Origin of the sequence: Anabaena sp. FACHB-83 (assembly GCF_014697485.1) — a bacterium.
Taxonomy (GTDB): domain Bacteria; phylum Cyanobacteriota; class Cyanobacteriia; order Cyanobacteriales; family Nostocaceae; genus Nostoc_B.
Genome location: NZ_JACJRY010000005.1, coordinates 239160 through 256865, shown reverse-complemented (window position 1 = coordinate 256865; position 17706 = coordinate 239160). Strand labels below are relative to the sequence as shown.

Here is a 17706-nt window from a genome sequence, read left to right as displayed (position 1 = left end):
AAAATAAAACTCTGTGGTGTAAAAGCTACAGAGTTTTATTTTATTTCAGGTGTTTGTTGATGGATACAAAGCTCAAAGGTGATATAGCAGAGCAAGCAGCTGTGATTCATGCTCTCAAGCGTGGTTGGGGAGTGTTAAGACCAGTTGGCGATCGCTTACCTTACGATTTAGTATTTGATGTAGGGGGAAACTTCATAAAAATCCAAGTTAAATACGCTTGGTTAGCCGAGTCTTCTGGTAATTATGTCGTCGATAATCGTCGTACAAAAACAAATCGGCGGCTAATGATTCGAGAAACATACAAGCCAACTGACTTTGATTTTGCTCTAGTATATATAGAACAGCTTGATTTATTTTATGTCTTCCCGGTAGATGTATTCATAGGATATGGTAGCGAAATCCACCTTGTGGAAGCTGAAAAAAGACAACGTAAGCCCCGTTCTGCACCATATCGTAATGCTTGGGATTTAATTTTACCAGCAACCGTAAGTAAAGAAAATTGTGTACCTTCGCTTGTCTGATTCGCAAAGCAAGGTTTTGATCTATTCTGAAGAAAACCTTCCAAAAAGCTCGGAGAATCATGGTTGTGAAGTTAGAACGACCTATTTTAGTGGGAGGATTAGGACTTTCCTTTTCCCTGTGGATACTACAAAGCTGGGATGATTCCATCGTACAGCTAGGTGAATTTGGTTTATTGAGTACCCTGGCAGTTGGTGGTGGCTTGTGGTTATGGCAGCAAAATCGCCCAAAAGCAAGTTTAGAACCACTAGATTGTACACCTGTAGATCGGGCAACAGCCGAAAGTGCGATCGCCAAAGCGGAAGCAGTCATTAACCAACTCGCACAAGAAGCAGAAAACCACACCTCTCTAAATACACTACGAGAACAATTAACTTACCTGTCGTTGGAGTTAGACAGACAAGAAATTCAAGTGGCTGTAACTGGCGGTAAAGCCGTAGGTAAAAGCAGTTTAATTCAACTGCTCAATTCTAGTGCTTGGCAAGAAAAACAGCCAAAATTCAACTTGCAAGAAACAGCACCTTTGTTTCAGGAAACAACTGACAAGTCAGACGCAGCAGTTTTCGCAGAAGTCGCCAAATCTGACGTTGTGTTGTTTATCATCAACGGTGACTTAACTGAAACAGAACACCAAGCCTTACAAAAATTAAAAGCAGCAAATCAGTCTACAATTCTGGTGTTTAACAAACAAGACCAGTATTTAGCTGATGAACGTGCTAGTTTGTTGCTGTCATTACAACAAAGAATTCCCGGTAATGTGGTAGCCACTGCGGTATCTCCAGTTCCTATCAAGGTGCGGAAACATGAAACTGATGGTTCTGTACAAGAATGGCTGGAACAGCCAGCACCGGATATTAGCCAACTCACACAGCAATTAAACGCAGTTGTGGCACAGCAAGGCCAAAAGTTAGTCTGGACAACGACGATGAGAAAAGCTGTGGCGCTGAAAGCTGTGGCGAAAAATTGCTTGAATCAAATTAGGTGCGATCGCGCTACTCCCATTATTGAACAATATCAATGGATAGCTGCGGCTACAGCCTTTGCTAACCCAGTACCCGCCTTAGATATACTGGCAACTGCGGCCATAAATGCCCAAATGGTTGTTGATTTAGGTAATATCTATCAGCAGAAATTATCTCTAGAACAGGCACAAACTGTAGCTGGAACGATGGGAAGTTTGATGCTGAAGTTGGGTTTAGTGGAAATTTCGACAAAAGCCGTGAGTACCGTCTTGAAGAGTAACGCCATCACCTTTGTTGCTGGTGGTTTAGTGCAAGGTGTCAGTGCTGCTTATCTCACCAGAGTTGCAGGGTTGAGTCTCGTAGAGTATTTTGAGCAGCAAGAAATCGCATTAAACTCAGGAAATGCTTTAAATCTCGACACATTGCGCCAAACCTTACAAAAGGTATTTCAGCAAAATCAGCAGATGGCTTTTCTCCAAGGTTTTGTTCACCAAGGTGTGAAGCGTTTATTGCCACAAACACAGAAGCTTGTACTCAATGGTGTTGAGCAAGTTATTGGTTAATTGGAACATTAATCAAAAAAGAGATAGTTACATCATAACTATCTCTTTTTTATTAGTTAACTGAGTCTACTAAAATTTTAGTTTGCTGTATTGACATTTGTTGTTTAGCAAACTCCAAAAAAGAGTTCATAGCTTCTGTATAAGCTGCAAAGATAGACTCTACTGCAAGTATGGCTTGCTGTCTTTGCTGATCATTCAGTTCTATTTGTTGAAAGAAACTCACAATATTGGGAGTATTGATATGGTGATGTTCTTCTTCGTGCAGATGACACATCCCAAAATAACGATATTCCTTACCTGTGATTGCTTTTAGTTCTAAAGCTACTGGCTGTGAGACATTAAAAAACACATTTGCTGTAGCTTCAGCAACTTGCATAGCTGCAAATTTCACAACCGGATCTGCTTGGAAACTATGATGATGTAGTTGATAACAGACATTGCGTGATTTCAAAGTAGCATCACCAAAGCTAAATAACATTGCATCAGTTAATTTAGAACAATGATGCAAATCAAGCTTTTCTAAATCTTCTAACAACCATTGCCAATGAAAATGCTCTTCGTAGGTGTGTCTATTTAGTAAGGCTTGAACCTTGTCAGTTGTTGGCTCTTCGCGGAAAACATAGTTACATAATTCGCCAAAACCCATAGCCAAAGGCACAATTAGTGGTGCAAAACAAAGCCTATCTTTGGGGTGTATACTTTGATTTTGCATAAAAGAGAATAAGGGCAATTGAGCAAACTCTTGCTGTTTGGTTTCGATTAATGCCAAAACTTGTTGCATACTTTTGGTTACTGGTTCTGATGATGAAACGGCAATTTAACTGAATTCCAGTGAACATAGAGTCAAAAAATAGGGCAAGCCAGCATGAAATTTTGTACATATATATTGCATACAAATAAGCATATACATGGCTAACAAAAGTTACTTTGCTAAAGTTAAACGAACTATTATGCTATTTTCATTACTCGAAAGATTGGGAACATTGGCAATGCTTGGTCTTTTATGATGTTGATATTAGCTTTTTATCAACATCTACAAGCTTGAACTCAACAACTAGTTTTCCGAAGTGAGTTGACGAGGAAAAATAAATATATATTTATTCTTCCTATATCGATTACATTGAGATTGCTTTAGTTGGTTGGTATCGGTATTCTAAACTTTTTAAAAGAAAAAAAATACACTATTTGACTCAATTAAACTAAAATCATTCTCCAGGCATAGATCCGATTTAGACAAAATTGGTTTCATTATAATTACGGTTGTCAAAACTTGTATTTTAAGATAAGTAAACATAGAAAGATTATTTATTAGTAAATTCATCAGTGTCTTGAGAAAATTCATTGAGTATTAGCCAGTAGATAGTGATAGTTGATGATACTGAGACTGGGAGAATGGGCAACCTAATTATAGGTATGTAGTTGAGAATTCTCACTATTCAGAAAATTATGAAGCATTTTGGTATTCAGCATTCATCAAAGTTGCCTTTACGACTGATTTTAGTTGTACCCTTTGTACTGCAAATTTTTGCCGCAGTTAGTTTAGTAGGTTATTTATCATTTAGAAACGGTCAAAAAGCAGTTAATAACCTTGCAGATCAATTGACTACCAAAGTGAATGGACTGGTAGAACAGCATCTAAATACATATCTAGCGACTCCGCATCAGGTGAATCAAATTAATTTAGCAGCCGTCAACTTAGGAATATTAAACCTCCAAGACTATCAGTTAGCAAGTCGCTATTTCTGGAAACAAATGCGAGTGTTTAAAATTGGCTATATTAGCTTTGCTAATCCTAAAGGTGAATTTATTGGGGTTGAACGTTTAGATAATGGTGGACTGTTAATTAATGAAGTTTCTGAGAAAAATGGTCTAGGTAAACTTTACGTTTATACCACAGATAATCAAGGCAATCGTGATCAATTAACAGCAATCAAAGATTATGATCCGCGTGTGGAAGCTTGGTATGCTGATGCTATCAAAATGGGTAGACCAGTGTGGAGTCAGATTTATCAATGGGAAGATAAACCAGAAATTTTTTCTATATCTTCTAGTTATCCGCTATATGATGACTCTAAGAAGATTGTGGGTGTATTGAGTGTAGATTTATTGCTAAGGCAAATTAGCGATTTTTTAAAAGATTTAAAATTTGGTAAACAAGGAAAAGTATTTCTTTTAGAAAGGTCTGGACTAATGGTGGCTTCTTCGACAAATGAAGCACCATATAATGTAATTGATGGTAAGGCACATAGACTATCAGTATTTAATAGTAAAAATCTTTTAATCAAAGGTATAGCAGATTATTTACAGCAAGAGTTTGGTAGTTTTCAACAAATTCAGAATCCACAACAATTTACATTAAAACTTCACGGTGAACGACAATTTGTGAAGGTCACACCTTGGCAAGATAAATTAGGATTAGATTGGCTAGTAATTGTGATTGTACCTGAAACTGACTTCATGGCAGAGATAGATGCTAACAATAAGACGACTATTTTGCTTTGTGTAGGTGCGTTGCTTGTCGCTACAGTTTTGGGGATATATACAGCCCGTTGGATTACCCAACCTATTTTAGATTTAACACAAGCGAGTAGTGCGATCGCCTCTGGGAATCTTGACCAAACAGTTGAAATATCCGGTGTCAAAGAAATCAGTATTTTGGCTCAATCATTTAATAAAATGGCAGGACAATTAAATGATTTTTTTATGGCTTTAGAAAATACTAATCAAGAACTAGAAGAACGTGTTGAATCAAGAACCAAAGAATTAAAAACTGCCAAAGAAGCTGCTGACACTGCCAACCAAGCAAAAAGCGAATTTATTGCCAACATCAGTCATGAACTTCGCACACCATTGAATGGCATTCTTGGTTATGCACAAATTCTTCAACGAGATAGCACAGCCAGCCCTACACAACAAAATGCTATTCAAACTATTTATCACTGCGGTTCTCATTTATTAATGTTAATTAATGATATTTTAGATATTGCCAAAATTGAATCAAAAAAATTAGAGTTATATCCTCATACATTTAAGTTTCATGATTTTATTTTGGGTGTATACGATATCTGCCGTATTAAAGCCGAGCAGAAAAATCTTCGTTTTAGCTATCACATTAGTGATTTAATCCCCAGTGTGATTAATGCTGATGAAAAACGTTTACGCCAAGTCTTACTAAACTTATTAGGAAATGCCATCAAGTTTACAGATAATGGTGCAGTGAAGTTTAGTGTAGAAGTAATTGAAACTGATGTACTGACCACAGATTATCCATGTAGCACAATCAGATTTCAAGTTGAAGATACGGGAGTTGGCATATCCTTAGAAGAATTACAGAAAATTTTCCTACCTTTTGAACAGGTAGGAGATAGTTATCAAAAGTCGGAAGGAACAGGCTTGGGTTTAGCTATTAGCTGTCAAATTGTAGAAATGATGGGGAGCCAAATTCAAGTAGCAAGCCACTATGGTCAAGGTAGCAAATTTTGGTTTGATCTAGATTTACCAAAAGTTAAAGATTGTGTATCATCTGCGGTTCCCCATCTTGACAAAGGTAGCAATCACATCATTAGATACAAAGGAAATCAAAAAACAATTTTGGTGGTAGATGATGTTGCCGATAATCGGGCTGTGATTGTAAATTTACTCAAACCCCTGGGATTTTGTGTAATTGAAGCTCTGAATGGTAAGGAAGGTATTACTCAAGCACAAGAGTATCAACCAGATTTAATTATTACTGACTTAGAAATGCCCATAATGGATGGGGTACAAATGACACAAAATCTACGTAGTCAACCAAACTTTGCAGAAATAGTGATTATTGCATCTTCTGCGAGTGTATTTACTTTAAATCGCATCCAAAGTTCAGAAGCTGGCTGTAATGATTTTTTGCCTAAGCCTGTACAAGCTGAGGAACTATTCGCTCAACTGAAGTTTTATTTAAATTTAGATTGGATCTATGCAGATAGCCAGCCATCTGTTGAGATTATTCACAATGTAAAGGAGGAAATAATTTTTCCGCCTGCAAGCGAATTAGTGAATTTATATCAAGCCGCCAAAGCTGGTTATGTGATGGGGATTCAAGAAGAGATAAATCGGATTCAAAACTTAGATCATAAATATGCAATTTTCACTAATAAAATTTTAAAATTAATTGAAGATTTTGAGGATGAAGCTATTGTGGAAATGCTAAAACCATACTTAAATTAAGAAACATCAATTTAATAAATATTTCAATGAATAATATTCCTAATAATTCGATTCTCGTTGTTGATGATGTTCCAATTAATATCAAAATTTTATTGGAAATATTAACTCAAGCAGGCTACAGAGTTTCTGTGGCGAAAAATGGGAAAAGTGCTTTAGAAAAAGTAGAAGAAGCAATACCGAATTTAATTTTGTTGGATGTGATGATGCCGGGTATGGATGGGTTTGAAACTTGTCGGATTTTAAAAGCCAACCCAAAAACAAAAGATATCCCGATTATATTTATGACGGCATTATCAGAACCTGTGAATAAAATCAAGGGCTTACAGTTGGGTGCAGTAGATTATATTACTAAACCAATTGAACATGAAGAAGTATTGGCAAGAATTAATGTTCATTTAGAACTGCGGCGAACGCAATTAAGGTTAGCGCAAGAAGAGAAAATGTCGGCTTTGGGACAATTAGTAGCTGGGATTGCTCATGAGATTAATAATCCAGTTAATTTTATTTGTGGTAATTTAATTCACGCTGAAAGATATATTGATGATTTATTGAAATTACTAGAATTGTATGAAAAAAATCCCAATAGTGCGACTCCAGAAATTAAAACTTTCTCGAAAAAAATAGAAATAGATTTTCTCAGGCAAGACTTACCGCAACTTTTATCTTCGATGAAGAAGGGGTCGGAACGTGTGGAACAAATTGTGCGATCGCTCCGGTTATTTTCTCGACTAGACGACACAGAATATCAGCTGTTTGACTTGCACGAAGGTATTGATAGCACTTTAGTCATTTTAAGCAGCCGGATTAAAGCTACCACCGCACGTCCAGCGATTGAGGTGGTGAAGGAATACGGTGATTTACCTTTAGTAGAATGCTATGCAGGCAAAATCAACCAAGTTTTGATGAATTTGTTAGCAAATGCCATTGATGCAATTGATGAGGCGATCGAAAAGCAAGAATCAAATGCAAGTGAGCCAACTCCAACGATTTGGATCAGCACAAAAGTTAGTAGTGATCAAAAATCTGTGTTGATTGAGATTGCTGATAATGGCGTTGGGATGTCTGTAGATGTGCAGCAGAGAATGTTTGAGCAATTTTTTACTACCAAGCCTCTAGGTAAAGGGACTGGTTTGGGGTTAGCGATCGCGCGGGAAATTATTGTGGAAAAACACGGAGGCTCTTTAGAAGTTGATGCTTCACCAGGAGAAGGCGCTAAGTTTGCGATCGCCATTCCTATTTACCAAGGAAGTTTCTGAAGTTTATTGAGATTTTGAAGAAATAAGTCATAAATCCGAACTCTGCTAGTGCTGTTGCAAATTGGGTGAAGAAAATTTTCACAGCAATAGTAATAGCTGCTGCTGCTTTGGGAAAAATAAGTAACAGTGGATAGCAGTTACAAGCTTTATCCCTATCTTAATTTTTCACAGTATATTTACTCAAATATTTTGCTAATCGTTCAGAGTTTTTATACTTGTAACTGCGACCAACTCACTGATTCTGATTTTAATATTTCAACCCAAAACATCCCAATGCTGAACTTACAAGAAAATAGTTTAATTTTAATTGTAGATGATACTATCACAAATCTAGAAATTATCTCTGACGCATTAACCAACGCGGGATTTAGTGTGACTACAGCGAGAAATGGGGAAAAGGCACTTCAGCAAATTCAAGATAAATTACCAGATTTAATTTTACTAGATGTCATGATGCCTGGAATCGATGGCTTGGAAACTTGTCGAAAATTAAAGACAGACCCCTTAACACAAGATATTCCAGTAATTTTTATGACGGGAATTTCGGATACAGAAACTAAGGTCAAAGGACTAAGTTTAGGAGCTGTTGATTATATTACTAAACCCTGTCAAAAAGAAGAAGTATTAGCAAGAATTAAAACCCACTTACAACTGCGTTATTTAACTAAAACTTTAGAACAAAGAGTCGCCGAAAGAACCGCCGAACTATCCCAAGCCTTAAAAGATTTACAAGCATATCAACTGCAATTAATTCAGAAAGAGAAAATGTCGGCTTTAGGGCAGTTAGTCACTGGTATTGCTCACGAAATTAATAATCCTGTGAGTTGTATTCATGGCAATCTGGCTCATACTACAAATTATTTTAATAACTTGATGAAGATAATTGACCTTTATCAGCAAAACTATCCTGAACCTGTAGCTGCTATTCAAGCCGAAATTGCAGAAACAGATTTAGACTATATGCGCTCTGACCTACCTAACTTAATTACTTCGATGAAAGAGGGAGTTCAGCGCATTCGCAACATCAGTACTAGTCTGCGGAATTTTTCGCGCTCTGATCAAGACCGGAAAGTTTTCTGCAATATTCATAATGGTATAGACAGTACAATTATGATTCTCAAGCACCGCTTGAAAGCTTCCAAAATCCGCCCCGAAATCGAAGTGATGAAAAAATATGGCAATTTACCTTCTGTGACTTGCTTTAGCGGTCAGTTAAATCAGGTATTTATGAATATTTTAACCAATGCCATTGATGCTTTAGAAGAGTCGAATATAGGGCGGAGTTATAGTGAAATTGAGCAGCAGCCGAATCGGATTTGGATTACAACTTCTGTGAGTGAAGATAAACAGAGTGTTTTGATTCGGATTAAAGATAATGGTGTGGGAATGTCGGCGGAGATTCAGCAAAAAATCTTTGAGCATTTATTTACGACTAAAGCTGTTGGTCAAGGTACAGGTTTAGGATTATCAATTGCCCATCAAATTATTGTCGAAAAGCATCAAGGTAAATTGGATGTATATTCTGTACTAGGGAAGGGTTCAGAATTTACAATTACTATTCCAATTCATTAGGCTGATAAATGACGATTATTTTGACTAACGACGATGGTATTGATGCGCCTGGAATTGAAGCGTTGCTGCGGGCTGTGAACAGTGAAAATGTGATTGTCGCTGCACCGAAAGATCATCAATCAGGTTGTGGGCATCAAGTGACGACAACTCGTTCTATTAATATTCAACAGCGTTCCGAGCAGGAATATGCGATCGCTGGGACTCCGGCGGATTGTGTGAGAATAGCCATATCGCAAATTTGCCCAGATACCAAACTAGTCTTATCTGGAATTAATGCGGGTGGAAATCTGGGTGTCGATGTTTATATTTCTGGGACTGTAGCTGCTGTGCGCGAAGCCGCTATGAATGGGATTCCGGGAATTGCTATTTCTCACTATCGCAAAGCCAAGCAAAATTTTGATTGGGAATTAGCCACAAAATTAACAGCTGAGGTGTTGGCTGATTTAATTCCAAGACCTCTCGAACCCGGATGCTTCTGGAATGTAAATCTCCCCCACTTACAGCCAGGAGAACCAGACCCCAAAATGGTATTTTGTCAACCCTGTAATAAAGCTTTGCCGATTAATTATCGTGTGGATGGCAATGAATTTTATTATGTAGGGGAATATGGGAAACGCGATCGCACTCCTGGTAGTGATGTGGATGTTTGCTTTTCTGGCAATATCGCCATTACTCAGTTAAGAGTATAGGCAAATCAGAAATTAAGCCTATCAATCAGGAGGCTGGGGGTAGGCTGTTGATTTTGTACCTTTTCAGGGGTGAAAAATTCAAGTTATTTTCCCATTCTTTAAGTAATAAGTCATTACTCATTACTCAATATTTACTGTTAACTCCTTCTCTATCTAACCTTTGCATCAAAGATGTTAACTTATCTAAAGTCTGGGTAAGTTGGGAGAGTTTCTGCACAGTATAATCTTGAGACTGCGCTAAGTTTTGCATAGTATCGCACAAAGCAAAAATCTGATTGCCTTGTTGTTGTAACTGCCTGCCTTGAGCCTCGACTTGTAAACTCAGATAATCTAATCTTTCAGCGAGGCTTTCAATTGTTTCTGTAGTAGTAAGAACGGCTTCGCCAATCTGCTCAACAATCGATTCTAAACGACTAACTTTAACTTCGACTCCACCTGAAATCATATTTCCACCATCCCATCATAAAAATTATTAGTCCTGAACCCTAGCCTTTGTGCCTTTTTTTACTTATGCCCTTGGGGATAATCTCTGATATCTGCCCAAATATACAAGAGTGCCATCTGAAGTTAGTCTGAACAAATCATTTGTAGGGATGTATTGTCCTTACTACTTAGTGATTTTTCTTAGCTACTTCAGTTTAGCCAGAAAGTTACATGAATCAATTAGTAATTAATTTTGATATTCAAGCATTTTTTTATACATAATATTTATACTTAAGTACTCTTTAAAAGATATCTAAAAAATTTTATGCAGATTTTACAAAATTTCATCAATTTAGTATTCTTGATGAAGATTAAGTAAATATACCTTAAAAAACTCCTGAGTAGCAAAGGGTAAAGTTTATATTCTGGGTTAAATTTCCGTGAATTTCCCGTGGTTAATTACAATTGGCTAGACAATGTACCAAACACAATTGCAAAGTCTTTGTCAAGTTCCTACTGACAGAGTTTGGAAATTAGACACACCCCACTCTTCCGTAGATTCTAAATTCAAACGTTGTTTAGATATTTTAGGGAGTTTAGTGGGTTTAATCATTTTGGGTATTGTGTTTATACCGATAGCGATCGCTATTAAACTCGATAGTCCAGGCCCAATTTTCTTTACTCAGGAACGTTACGGACTGCAAGGACGACCTTTCAAACTCCGTAAATTCCGTTCAATGGTTGATGATGCCGAAAGACTCAAATCTTTAGTTACCAACGAAGCTGACGGATTAATCTTTAAAAATCAGCATGACTTTCGAGTTACGAAAGTCGGGCGTTTTTTACGCCGTACCAGCTTAGATGAGTTGCCACAATTTTGGAATGTGCTGGTAGGTGAGATGAGTTTGGTAGGAACCCGCCCACCTACAGCTGATGAGGTAGCTAAGTATAATCAACGTCATTGGCAACGTTTGAATGTCAAACCGGGTTTGACTGGTGAATGGCAAGTTAATGGTCGTTCTCACGTCAAAGATTTTGAACAAATAGTTGATTTAGACTTACGTTACCAAGAAAAATGGCATCCATTGTATGATTTGTTGTTGATTACCAAGACTTTCTACGTCATCTTTGGCAAAGTTGGGGCTTTTTAAATTAATTTAGTTGATCCCCATAGTCAACGAGACAAAACCAAGAGCGCAGATAGCAAAACCTAACAGACTCATTCTTCTAGACAAAATACTGGATAAATCTGCTTGACTCACCTGAGTAGCAATTTGGCTGACACTTTTTACCACTGCATATTGCGTCAAAGCTGCACCGACAACATACATAACTGAAGGCATTGTGCCTGCCCCAATAATTGATTCACTATTAAAATAGCCATGAAACAAACCTGCGATCGCTGTTAGTAGCAGTAGTGTGAATAACTTCGGCTGTTTTGCTGTGACCAATACCATACCAAAAGCCACACTCACTATTGCGATCGCAACTTCTGACACTGGTAAATTTATTTGCGAGAGAGTAATTATTGTTCCCAAAATATTGGCTGATATCAGCGCAGTGGCTATCCAGCTACAATGTTGGGTGCTGGCGGCGAGTAAACCGATGGCTAAGATACTCACAAACTCAGTCAACACTAATACTGGATCTGCCATTCCCCACAACCAGCCGTCCCAGGAATTAGAAATGTCATGGGGATATGATAATCCAGTCCATGAACTCAGCAAACTAATCATAGCCAAAGCGGCGATCGCACCAAGATAACGTTGAAGTAATTTATCTTTGAACATAAGATATACCAAATTAGTTTTTCGGTATTTTATACTGCCCAACTCTCAAAACAAACTAACGCGATCGCTATCTAATTTTTGATGAACTTTTGGGGCTTCACAGCACTTATCATTTTCATAAAATTATTACTATTTGTTACAGTAATATCCCAAAGTTGTTTTCAACAAGTTTTTTAATGCTCAAATAACTTGTTTCATAAAATTATTACTATCTATGACAGTAATATCCCAAAGTTCCATCCCAGTAATTGTTTGACCATTATAGAACTTGCTACAAACTAGAATTGCTATAGCAATTCATCAAATCAATTCTGGCAAACTTGAGTGGCATAACCAAATGCTGTTTAAGGAATACTTGCTAAATTGAAACTGAAATTTATCTTAATTTGTAAACTTTTAATGATTTGGGCAGATTAAAATCATAAAATAACGCAGTTATCTTCCAGCATAATCACTAATTTGGGGTCAACAATGATTTGATAATGTTGTGTCTCAAGTTTCCAGATTGTAAACACCCCTGTACCCTGATTCCCCTACACCCAGTCTCACAAGAAAATTTTTCTGAGTCAGTCCTAGTCAGTCAATGAATAAACCGTAAAATCACGCAGTAATGTTATTCAGATGAATTAAAGGCAAATTCTATGACTAGAGCATTTCCAGTTGCTCAAGCTGTAAAATTGAGCTTGATTTTAGGCGTGACCACTGGTAGTTGTTTACTAGGAAGCAACTTCAAGGTTCATGCTGAGTCAGGAACCGGCGCACATCGCCAACCGCAAATTACAAGTGTCAAGCTGGCGCAAAATTCCTCAGCCATCAGCCGCTTTCAAACCTTTGCAGAAGCTGATGAACTTTATCAAAAAGGACAACTGCAAGCAGCAGAAAATCTTTATCGCAAAGTCAAATCTGAGTTTGCAGCTAGTGATAGAAGACGTACTGCTATTTATGAAGTTGACAAACTGCCGGGTGATGGTCAAGTATACTGGCGGAATGCCAATGAAGGTTTACAGCAAAATTTAGACAGCAAGATTTTTTTACCTCTGCAACTATTACTAAGTAATTATCCAGAATTTATTAAAGGTCATTTACTGTTAGCTGAAGCTTGCCAGAATAAACCAGAAGCTTGTAAAAATAGTGCTAAAGATGGACAGCCAAAAAATGCCCTAGAAGTTCTCGAAAGAGCAGTAGAATTATATCCTGATGAGCCAGAATTACTCAAAGCGAAAATTAATGCTTTAGAAAAAGAACAAAAGTTTTTAGAAGCTTCCATTGCTGCCAGACAATTTGCCACAATTTATGTTGATTATCCAGAAGCACCAGAGTTTGAACAACTTGCCGAGAAAAATCTCCAACGTCATCACAGCAAGCTGAATGATGATTTACGATTTCAAGGTATTTTTAGTGCAGTTGTAGGTGGTGTAAAAGCATTTAGTACAAAAGATTGGCAAGCTGGGGTTTCCGGTTTTGAAACAGTATCTATGCTTTTGCAAGGTGAATCGGCTTTTGGGAAAGAAGTTGCTGATAAATTAGTTAAACAATATCAACAAGAAGGTAAGTTATTAGAAGACCCGCAAGTTCTCAATTATGTGCGTGGAATTGGCGGCAGACTAGAGCCTTTGATGGGGCGCAAGTTTGATTATGAATACTACGTTATTCAAGACAGTTCAATTAATGCTTTTGCCTTACCTGGGGGAAAAGTTTTTGTAAATACTGGGGCAATTTTAGCCGCTAATTCGGAAGCAGAATTGGCAGGTTTATTAAGTCATGAACTTGCTCATGCTGTGCTATCTCATGGTTTTCAACGTGTTGCCCAAGGTAAGTTTATTAGTAGTTTAAGTAATGTCATTCCTATGCCGGATATGTTACAGGAAATGGTAGGTAAAGAACATAGCCGAGAAAATGAACGACAAGCGGATATTTTAGGTACGAGAGTATTAACCAAGGCTGGCTATGCTGCGGATGGCTTGCGGAATTTGATGGCAACCTTAAATGCTAAATCTGGCGGAAAATCAGAAACTTCTTGGCAATCTACTCATCCGGCTCCCGCAGAACGAGTTACATATTTAGAAAATTTAATTCAAAGCAATAACTATAATCGTTACGCTTTTGAAGGGGTGAAAAAACACAAAGAAATTCAGGATTTAATTCAAGGGGTAACTCCGAGTATTGCGACGACAAATCCTGGATCTCAGCCAGATGAAAAACCTCCTAAAGCTAATCTTAATCCTGGAAGTAAACCGACACGCGGCGTAGTAGCGATCGCATCTGGACAAACCAGAGATAATGTAGAGATTCGCATCGATGGCGGTAAGGTGGAAAGCAATCGAAACTTCACAATTAATTTTATTGTCGAAAATCGCAGCGATCGCCCCTTTGCATTTGTGCCTTTATATGCTGAAGTAGTAACAGAAAGTGGCAAAAAATTGAAAACCAGATTTTCATCTGCTCAAGCACAAGTTCCAGCCAAGGGAACAATTAAAGGCGAAGTGCAAGTATTAGGACAAACTTGGAATAGTCAAGGCTCACAAAACCTAACTTTAGTAATTAAAGAAAGTACTGGTGGTGGGCGCATTTTCCGCATTCCATTCTAGATGGGTAAAAGATGACTTACGAAGTGATACGAAAAATCAAGTCAAAAGTTAAAAATTTTCTGAATTTTTAACTTTTGACTTCCCGTAGGGGTGTATGTATACCAAACCCTTATACCCCATACCCTTGCACCCCTACACCCAATCTCCAAAGGCAATCTTGGTGCATCAGTCCTATTTTATTGTGGACAATAAAGTGTATATTTCCACTGAGTGGTTGATATATCTTTATTACCAATGACTTCTACTTTAACTCGCCCAGAATTACCTTTAAACTTCGCAGATACTTTATTACTACCTGAAACAAAATCTGTATCTATAAGAGTTTGTCCTTCATAGCTGACTTTTAATCTATCAGGAACGTTATACATTTCATAACTGATATTAATTTGACCTTCATTCGCGGTGAGTTGAATTTCTCGGCTATCACCTTGTTGACCACCACTCACTTGTTCTTGGTCGCAGAGTTTTAACCCTCTTGCTTCAGCTTGATAAACTTGTAATTCAATTGATTCAACTTGATTATCAAAAGTTTCTATTTGATCTTCTTGATTTTCTCCGTTATAGTTATATTTTTGTCCTGGTTTGAGGGTAACACCTTGGGGATTTTTAGCTGAAATTACACTGGCGATTCCTGCTATGACATCTACTTGAATGCCATTCGGTGTATTGCGGGTTTGAAACAAATTTCTATCTGGAATTTTGGGAGCGACAATCACTTCATCTTGCTCAGAATTAATTACATGCAGCGCACAAAATTTGGCTTTTTGATTTTGAGATTGTTCCCAAAGTTTAGCTACTGCATCTTTCATCCCAGAACCACTACTTTTTTCACTGAAAGATTGATTGTTGGCACAGTTGACAGTGGCAATTAAGTTTTCATTTCTGAGACTCCACTCATCTCTAGTAATCGCTGCACATTCCTTACCACCACTTGTCAGACATTGTTGTATTGGTTCGTCACAAGGTTCACTGGCAGAAACACCACTCCAGCCGCGACCATCGGCGGCAGCAACACTACAATATTGCAATTTAGTACCAGAACTTTGGGCTATCAATAACTGTTTAGCAGGCTCAATATTAGATGAATTTTTATCGATAAATTTAGTTTGATTACGGACACCACGCTGTACACGCACTCCATATTCGCAGGCACGTTTACCACTACCTTGATTCGCCCATTCTATGAGTAAAGAATCTCCTTGTTTAGCTGTACAAGGTAAGTAATAAAGTGTTAATTGTTTATTTTTAGTACTGGCTTGGAGTTGTAGTCCCATATCCTTTCCCGCCGCATTTTGAAAGCGTAATTGAGCAAAGGATTTACCATTACCGGGAAGGAATAAAGTATCATATACTTTTTGTAAAAAACTACCAACAACAGCAGGGCCATAGTTAGAACCGCGCCGAATTGACAGTTCATGATTGCCTAAAATTTGGTATAATTCTGCTTTTTCTGGGACATTGGCATAACTATTTGTTGTTGTTGCCACAGTATACAGAGGAATCATGAAAGTAGCGATCGCATACATCAATCTTCTGTGTTGTGGTTTTAACTTGCGGTTATTCATCGCTAACTCCAGAAAACTTTAACTATGGGTATATACTGTGGAAATTCTGAAAATATTCGTAGGTATTTCCCCTTCATTCTTAAATATTATGTAAAGATAATTTGTAAATTATAAAAATAGAGTTAAACAAGTCAATTCATGCGCCCTCGTCAAGAAATTGTTGAGATTTTTTCGAGCTTTCTGCAATTTTCATCAGGCGGTTCCACAACATGGGTCACGGATAGCAAGCTCTATCGCAATATGAGTAATTACCTCAGTCAGTATTCCACCGCCGAACGTTCCACATCTGATTGGGCATTATACTGGCACGAGGTTTGGCAAAATCAGCCAAAAAGTCTGGCGAGGGGTCATTTGTATGCTTACTTACAAGAAGTTGGTTACAAAGCGGCTACAAAAGTCAAACCGCGATTTACGTTGCCACAGTATACTTTAGCGGACTATTTTCAAATAGCGATCGCATATATTGATAAGGTATTCACAGGATTTGACCCCCAGCGACAGTCTAATTTAGAAGCTTTTGCTTATCGGGTGTTTTGTAATCTCATCAAAGATGGGCTACTCAAAGAAGGGCTAGAAGAAGCAAGTATTAGAAGTGATTGGTCGTTATTACTACACAGTAGTCAAAAATTACTTCATAAAGCTTTAGTACAGCGTGGGTTATCCGCCACAGAAATTGCGCCTTATATTTTTGCGTGGGAATGCTTCAAGGTGATTTATGCGCCCACAAAACCCAAGGGAAACCGCCAGCTTACCGCCCCTGATTTGATTGTATGGGAAGCGATCGCCCAGCTTTACAATCAAGAACGACTTCAGCAACTACCACCATCAGATGCGAAAACTATCCAAAAATGGCTAGAAGCTTGTGTCCAAGCAATTCGAGCTTATACCGCTCCACCCACTGCTTCTTTAGATGCGTCGGTATTTAACGAAGACAATACATTGCGAGATATCTTACCTAGTGGCGATGCTACTCCCTTGACAAAACTACTAGATGAGGAAGAAGCACAAATCCGTAAATCTCTCTGGACAGAGATAAATTCCCTGTTAAGCAATAGCATCACCAATCTTGACGCACAAAAACAAGAGCTACTGAAAATGTACTACGGCGAAGGACTCACCCAAAAAGAAATATCACTCAAGCTAGGAATATCTCAGCCAACTGTGGTGCGCCGACTCCAAAAATTCAAATCGGAATCACTCATCACTTTAGCGCAATGGTCGCAAACCACCCAGAATATTTCTCTGAGTCCCAACGTAATCAATAACATGAATGGATTAATTGATGAATGGCTAGAGAAATACTACAAAAAACACAATGAATTATAGCTCTATTTGATTTCTCAAGTACCCGTTAAGGCTGGGAATTGGGAGTAGGGAGTAGATTGTCACTTTCACAAGATATTGTTTTATGAGCGACCAACAAAAAGTAATTGAACTAATCAAACGTCTGCCACCAGATGTTTCAATTCACCACATAATTCAAGAAATTAAATTCCTCGCTGCTATTCATGAGGGAGTAGATGAAATTAGCAGAGGTAAAGAATATCAATTGACACAGTTGAACAGATAATTAAAT

14 protein-coding genes are annotated in these 17706 nt (G+C 37.8%); 10 read left to right on the top strand and 4 right to left on the bottom strand.

Annotated features, from left to right (window positions below; translation table 11 throughout):
- Positions 1-59: 59 nt before the first annotated feature.
- Together H6G79_RS08990 and H6G79_RS08985 are read left to right on the top strand one after the other, a co-directional pair.
- A complete protein-coding gene (locus H6G79_RS08990) occupies positions 60-521 on the top strand; it encodes a group I intron-associated PD-(D/E)XK endonuclease (RefSeq protein ID WP_190588381.1) in 462 nt (153 codons plus the stop codon).
- A 59-nt stretch (positions 522-580) separates the two neighbouring features.
- Positions 581-2044, top strand: a complete 1464-nt coding sequence (locus H6G79_RS08985; RefSeq protein WP_190588382.1) for a YcjF family protein — start codon at positions 581-583, stop codon at positions 2042-2044.
- Between the two features lie 52 nt (positions 2045-2096).
- Here H6G79_RS08985 and H6G79_RS08980 read toward each other — a convergent pair whose 3' ends face one another.
- The gene (locus H6G79_RS08980; RefSeq protein WP_190588383.1) at positions 2097-2825 is read right to left on the bottom strand and encodes a hypothetical protein; all 729 of its coding nucleotides are present in this window, start codon (positions 2823-2825) and stop codon (positions 2097-2099) included.
- Positions 2826-3490: 665 nt separating this feature from the next.
- Here H6G79_RS08980 and H6G79_RS08975 point away from each other — a divergent pair.
- The 4 genes from H6G79_RS08975 to surE all read left to right on the top strand — a co-directional run bounded on the left by H6G79_RS08975 (position 3491) and on the right by surE (position 9764).
- Positions 3491-6247, top strand: coding sequence for a hybrid sensor histidine kinase/response regulator (locus H6G79_RS08975; RefSeq protein ID WP_190588384.1), 2757 nt, complete (start codon positions 3491-3493; stop codon positions 6245-6247).
- A gap of 26 nt (positions 6248-6273) precedes the next feature.
- Positions 6274-7503 (top strand): response regulator, encoded by a 1230-nt coding sequence (locus H6G79_RS08970; RefSeq protein ID WP_190588385.1) that lies wholly within the window; start codon positions 6274-6276, stop codon positions 7501-7503.
- 273 nt (positions 7504-7776) lie between these two features.
- A complete protein-coding gene (locus H6G79_RS08965; RefSeq protein ID WP_190588386.1) occupies positions 7777-9075 on the top strand; it encodes a response regulator in 1299 nt (432 codons plus the stop codon).
- A gap of 8 nt (positions 9076-9083) precedes the next feature.
- A complete protein-coding gene (gene surE, locus H6G79_RS08960; protein ID WP_190588387.1) occupies positions 9084-9764 on the top strand; it encodes a 5'/3'-nucleotidase SurE in 681 nt (226 codons plus the stop codon).
- Positions 9765-9888: 124 nt separating this feature from the next.
- Here surE and H6G79_RS08955 read toward each other — a convergent pair whose 3' ends face one another.
- Positions 9889-10209 (bottom strand): hypothetical protein, encoded by a 321-nt coding sequence (locus H6G79_RS08955; RefSeq protein WP_190588388.1) that lies wholly within the window; start codon positions 10207-10209, stop codon positions 9889-9891.
- A gap of 454 nt (positions 10210-10663) precedes the next feature.
- On the opposite strand from H6G79_RS08955, the gene H6G79_RS08950 reads away from it, so the two are divergent.
- Positions 10664-11338: a sugar transferase gene (locus H6G79_RS08950; RefSeq protein WP_190588389.1), complete on the top strand. Its 675-nt coding sequence runs from the start codon at positions 10664-10666 to the stop codon at positions 11336-11338.
- Between the two features lie 6 nt (positions 11339-11344).
- On the opposite strand, the gene H6G79_RS08945 is transcribed toward H6G79_RS08950, so the two are convergent.
- Positions 11345-11977, bottom strand: coding sequence for a HupE/UreJ family protein (locus H6G79_RS08945; protein ID WP_190588390.1), 633 nt, complete (start codon positions 11975-11977; stop codon positions 11345-11347).
- A gap of 641 nt (positions 11978-12618) precedes the next feature.
- Here H6G79_RS08945 and H6G79_RS08940 point away from each other — a divergent pair.
- A complete protein-coding gene (locus H6G79_RS08940) occupies positions 12619-14565 on the top strand; it encodes a M48 family metallopeptidase (protein WP_190588391.1) in 1947 nt (648 codons plus the stop codon).
- 176 nt (positions 14566-14741) lie between these two features.
- On the opposite strand, the gene H6G79_RS08935 is transcribed toward H6G79_RS08940, so the two are convergent.
- Positions 14742-16130, bottom strand: a complete 1389-nt coding sequence (locus H6G79_RS08935; protein ID WP_190588392.1) for a hypothetical protein — start codon at positions 16128-16130, stop codon at positions 14742-14744.
- A gap of 138 nt (positions 16131-16268) precedes the next feature.
- Between H6G79_RS08935 and H6G79_RS08930 the strand changes: the two genes are divergently transcribed.
- Positions 16269-17456, top strand: coding sequence for a sigma-70 family RNA polymerase sigma factor (locus H6G79_RS08930; RefSeq protein WP_191049348.1), 1188 nt, complete (start codon positions 16269-16271; stop codon positions 17454-17456).
- An 82-nt stretch (positions 17457-17538) separates the two neighbouring features.
- Positions 17539-17700: a hypothetical protein gene (locus tag H6G79_RS08925; RefSeq protein ID WP_190588601.1), complete on the top strand. Its 162-nt coding sequence runs from the start codon at positions 17539-17541 to the stop codon at positions 17698-17700.
- Positions 17701-17706 lie beyond the last annotated feature (6 nt).

What these genes read in the sequence shown, in the direction of transcription:
- H6G79_RS08990 (WP_190588381.1), top strand. Translation starts at nt 60, where the DNA reads ATGGATACAAAGCTCAAAGGTGATATAGCAGAGCAAGCAGCTGTGATT.
- H6G79_RS08985 (WP_190588382.1), top strand. Translation starts at nt 581, where the DNA reads ATGGTTGTGAAGTTAGAACGACCTATTTTAGTGGGAGGATTAGGACTT.
- H6G79_RS08980 (WP_190588383.1), bottom strand. Translation starts at nt 2,825, where the DNA reads ATGCAACAAGTTTTGGCATTAATCGAAACCAAACAGCAAGAGTTTGCT.
- H6G79_RS08975 (WP_190588384.1), top strand. Translation starts at nt 3,491, where the DNA reads ATGAAGCATTTTGGTATTCAGCATTCATCAAAGTTGCCTTTACGACTG.
- H6G79_RS08970 (WP_190588385.1), top strand. Translation starts at nt 6,274, where the DNA reads ATGAATAATATTCCTAATAATTCGATTCTCGTTGTTGATGATGTTCCA.
- H6G79_RS08965 (WP_190588386.1), top strand. Translation starts at nt 7,777, where the DNA reads ATGCTGAACTTACAAGAAAATAGTTTAATTTTAATTGTAGATGATACT.
- surE (WP_190588387.1), top strand. Translation starts at nt 9,084, where the DNA reads ATGACGATTATTTTGACTAACGACGATGGTATTGATGCGCCTGGAATT.
- H6G79_RS08955 (WP_190588388.1), bottom strand. Translation starts at nt 10,209, where the DNA reads ATGATTTCAGGTGGAGTCGAAGTTAAAGTTAGTCGTTTAGAATCGATT.
- H6G79_RS08950 (WP_190588389.1), top strand. Translation starts at nt 10,664, where the DNA reads ATGTACCAAACACAATTGCAAAGTCTTTGTCAAGTTCCTACTGACAGA.
- H6G79_RS08945 (WP_190588390.1), bottom strand. Translation starts at nt 11,977, where the DNA reads ATGTTCAAAGATAAATTACTTCAACGTTATCTTGGTGCGATCGCCGCT.
- H6G79_RS08940 (WP_190588391.1), top strand. Translation starts at nt 12,619, where the DNA reads ATGACTAGAGCATTTCCAGTTGCTCAAGCTGTAAAATTGAGCTTGATT.
- H6G79_RS08935 (WP_190588392.1), bottom strand. Translation starts at nt 16,130, where the DNA reads ATGAATAACCGCAAGTTAAAACCACAACACAGAAGATTGATGTATGCG.
- H6G79_RS08930 (WP_191049348.1), top strand. Translation starts at nt 16,269, where the DNA reads ATGCGCCCTCGTCAAGAAATTGTTGAGATTTTTTCGAGCTTTCTGCAA.
- H6G79_RS08925 (WP_190588601.1), top strand. Translation starts at nt 17,539, where the DNA reads ATGAGCGACCAACAAAAAGTAATTGAACTAATCAAACGTCTGCCACCA.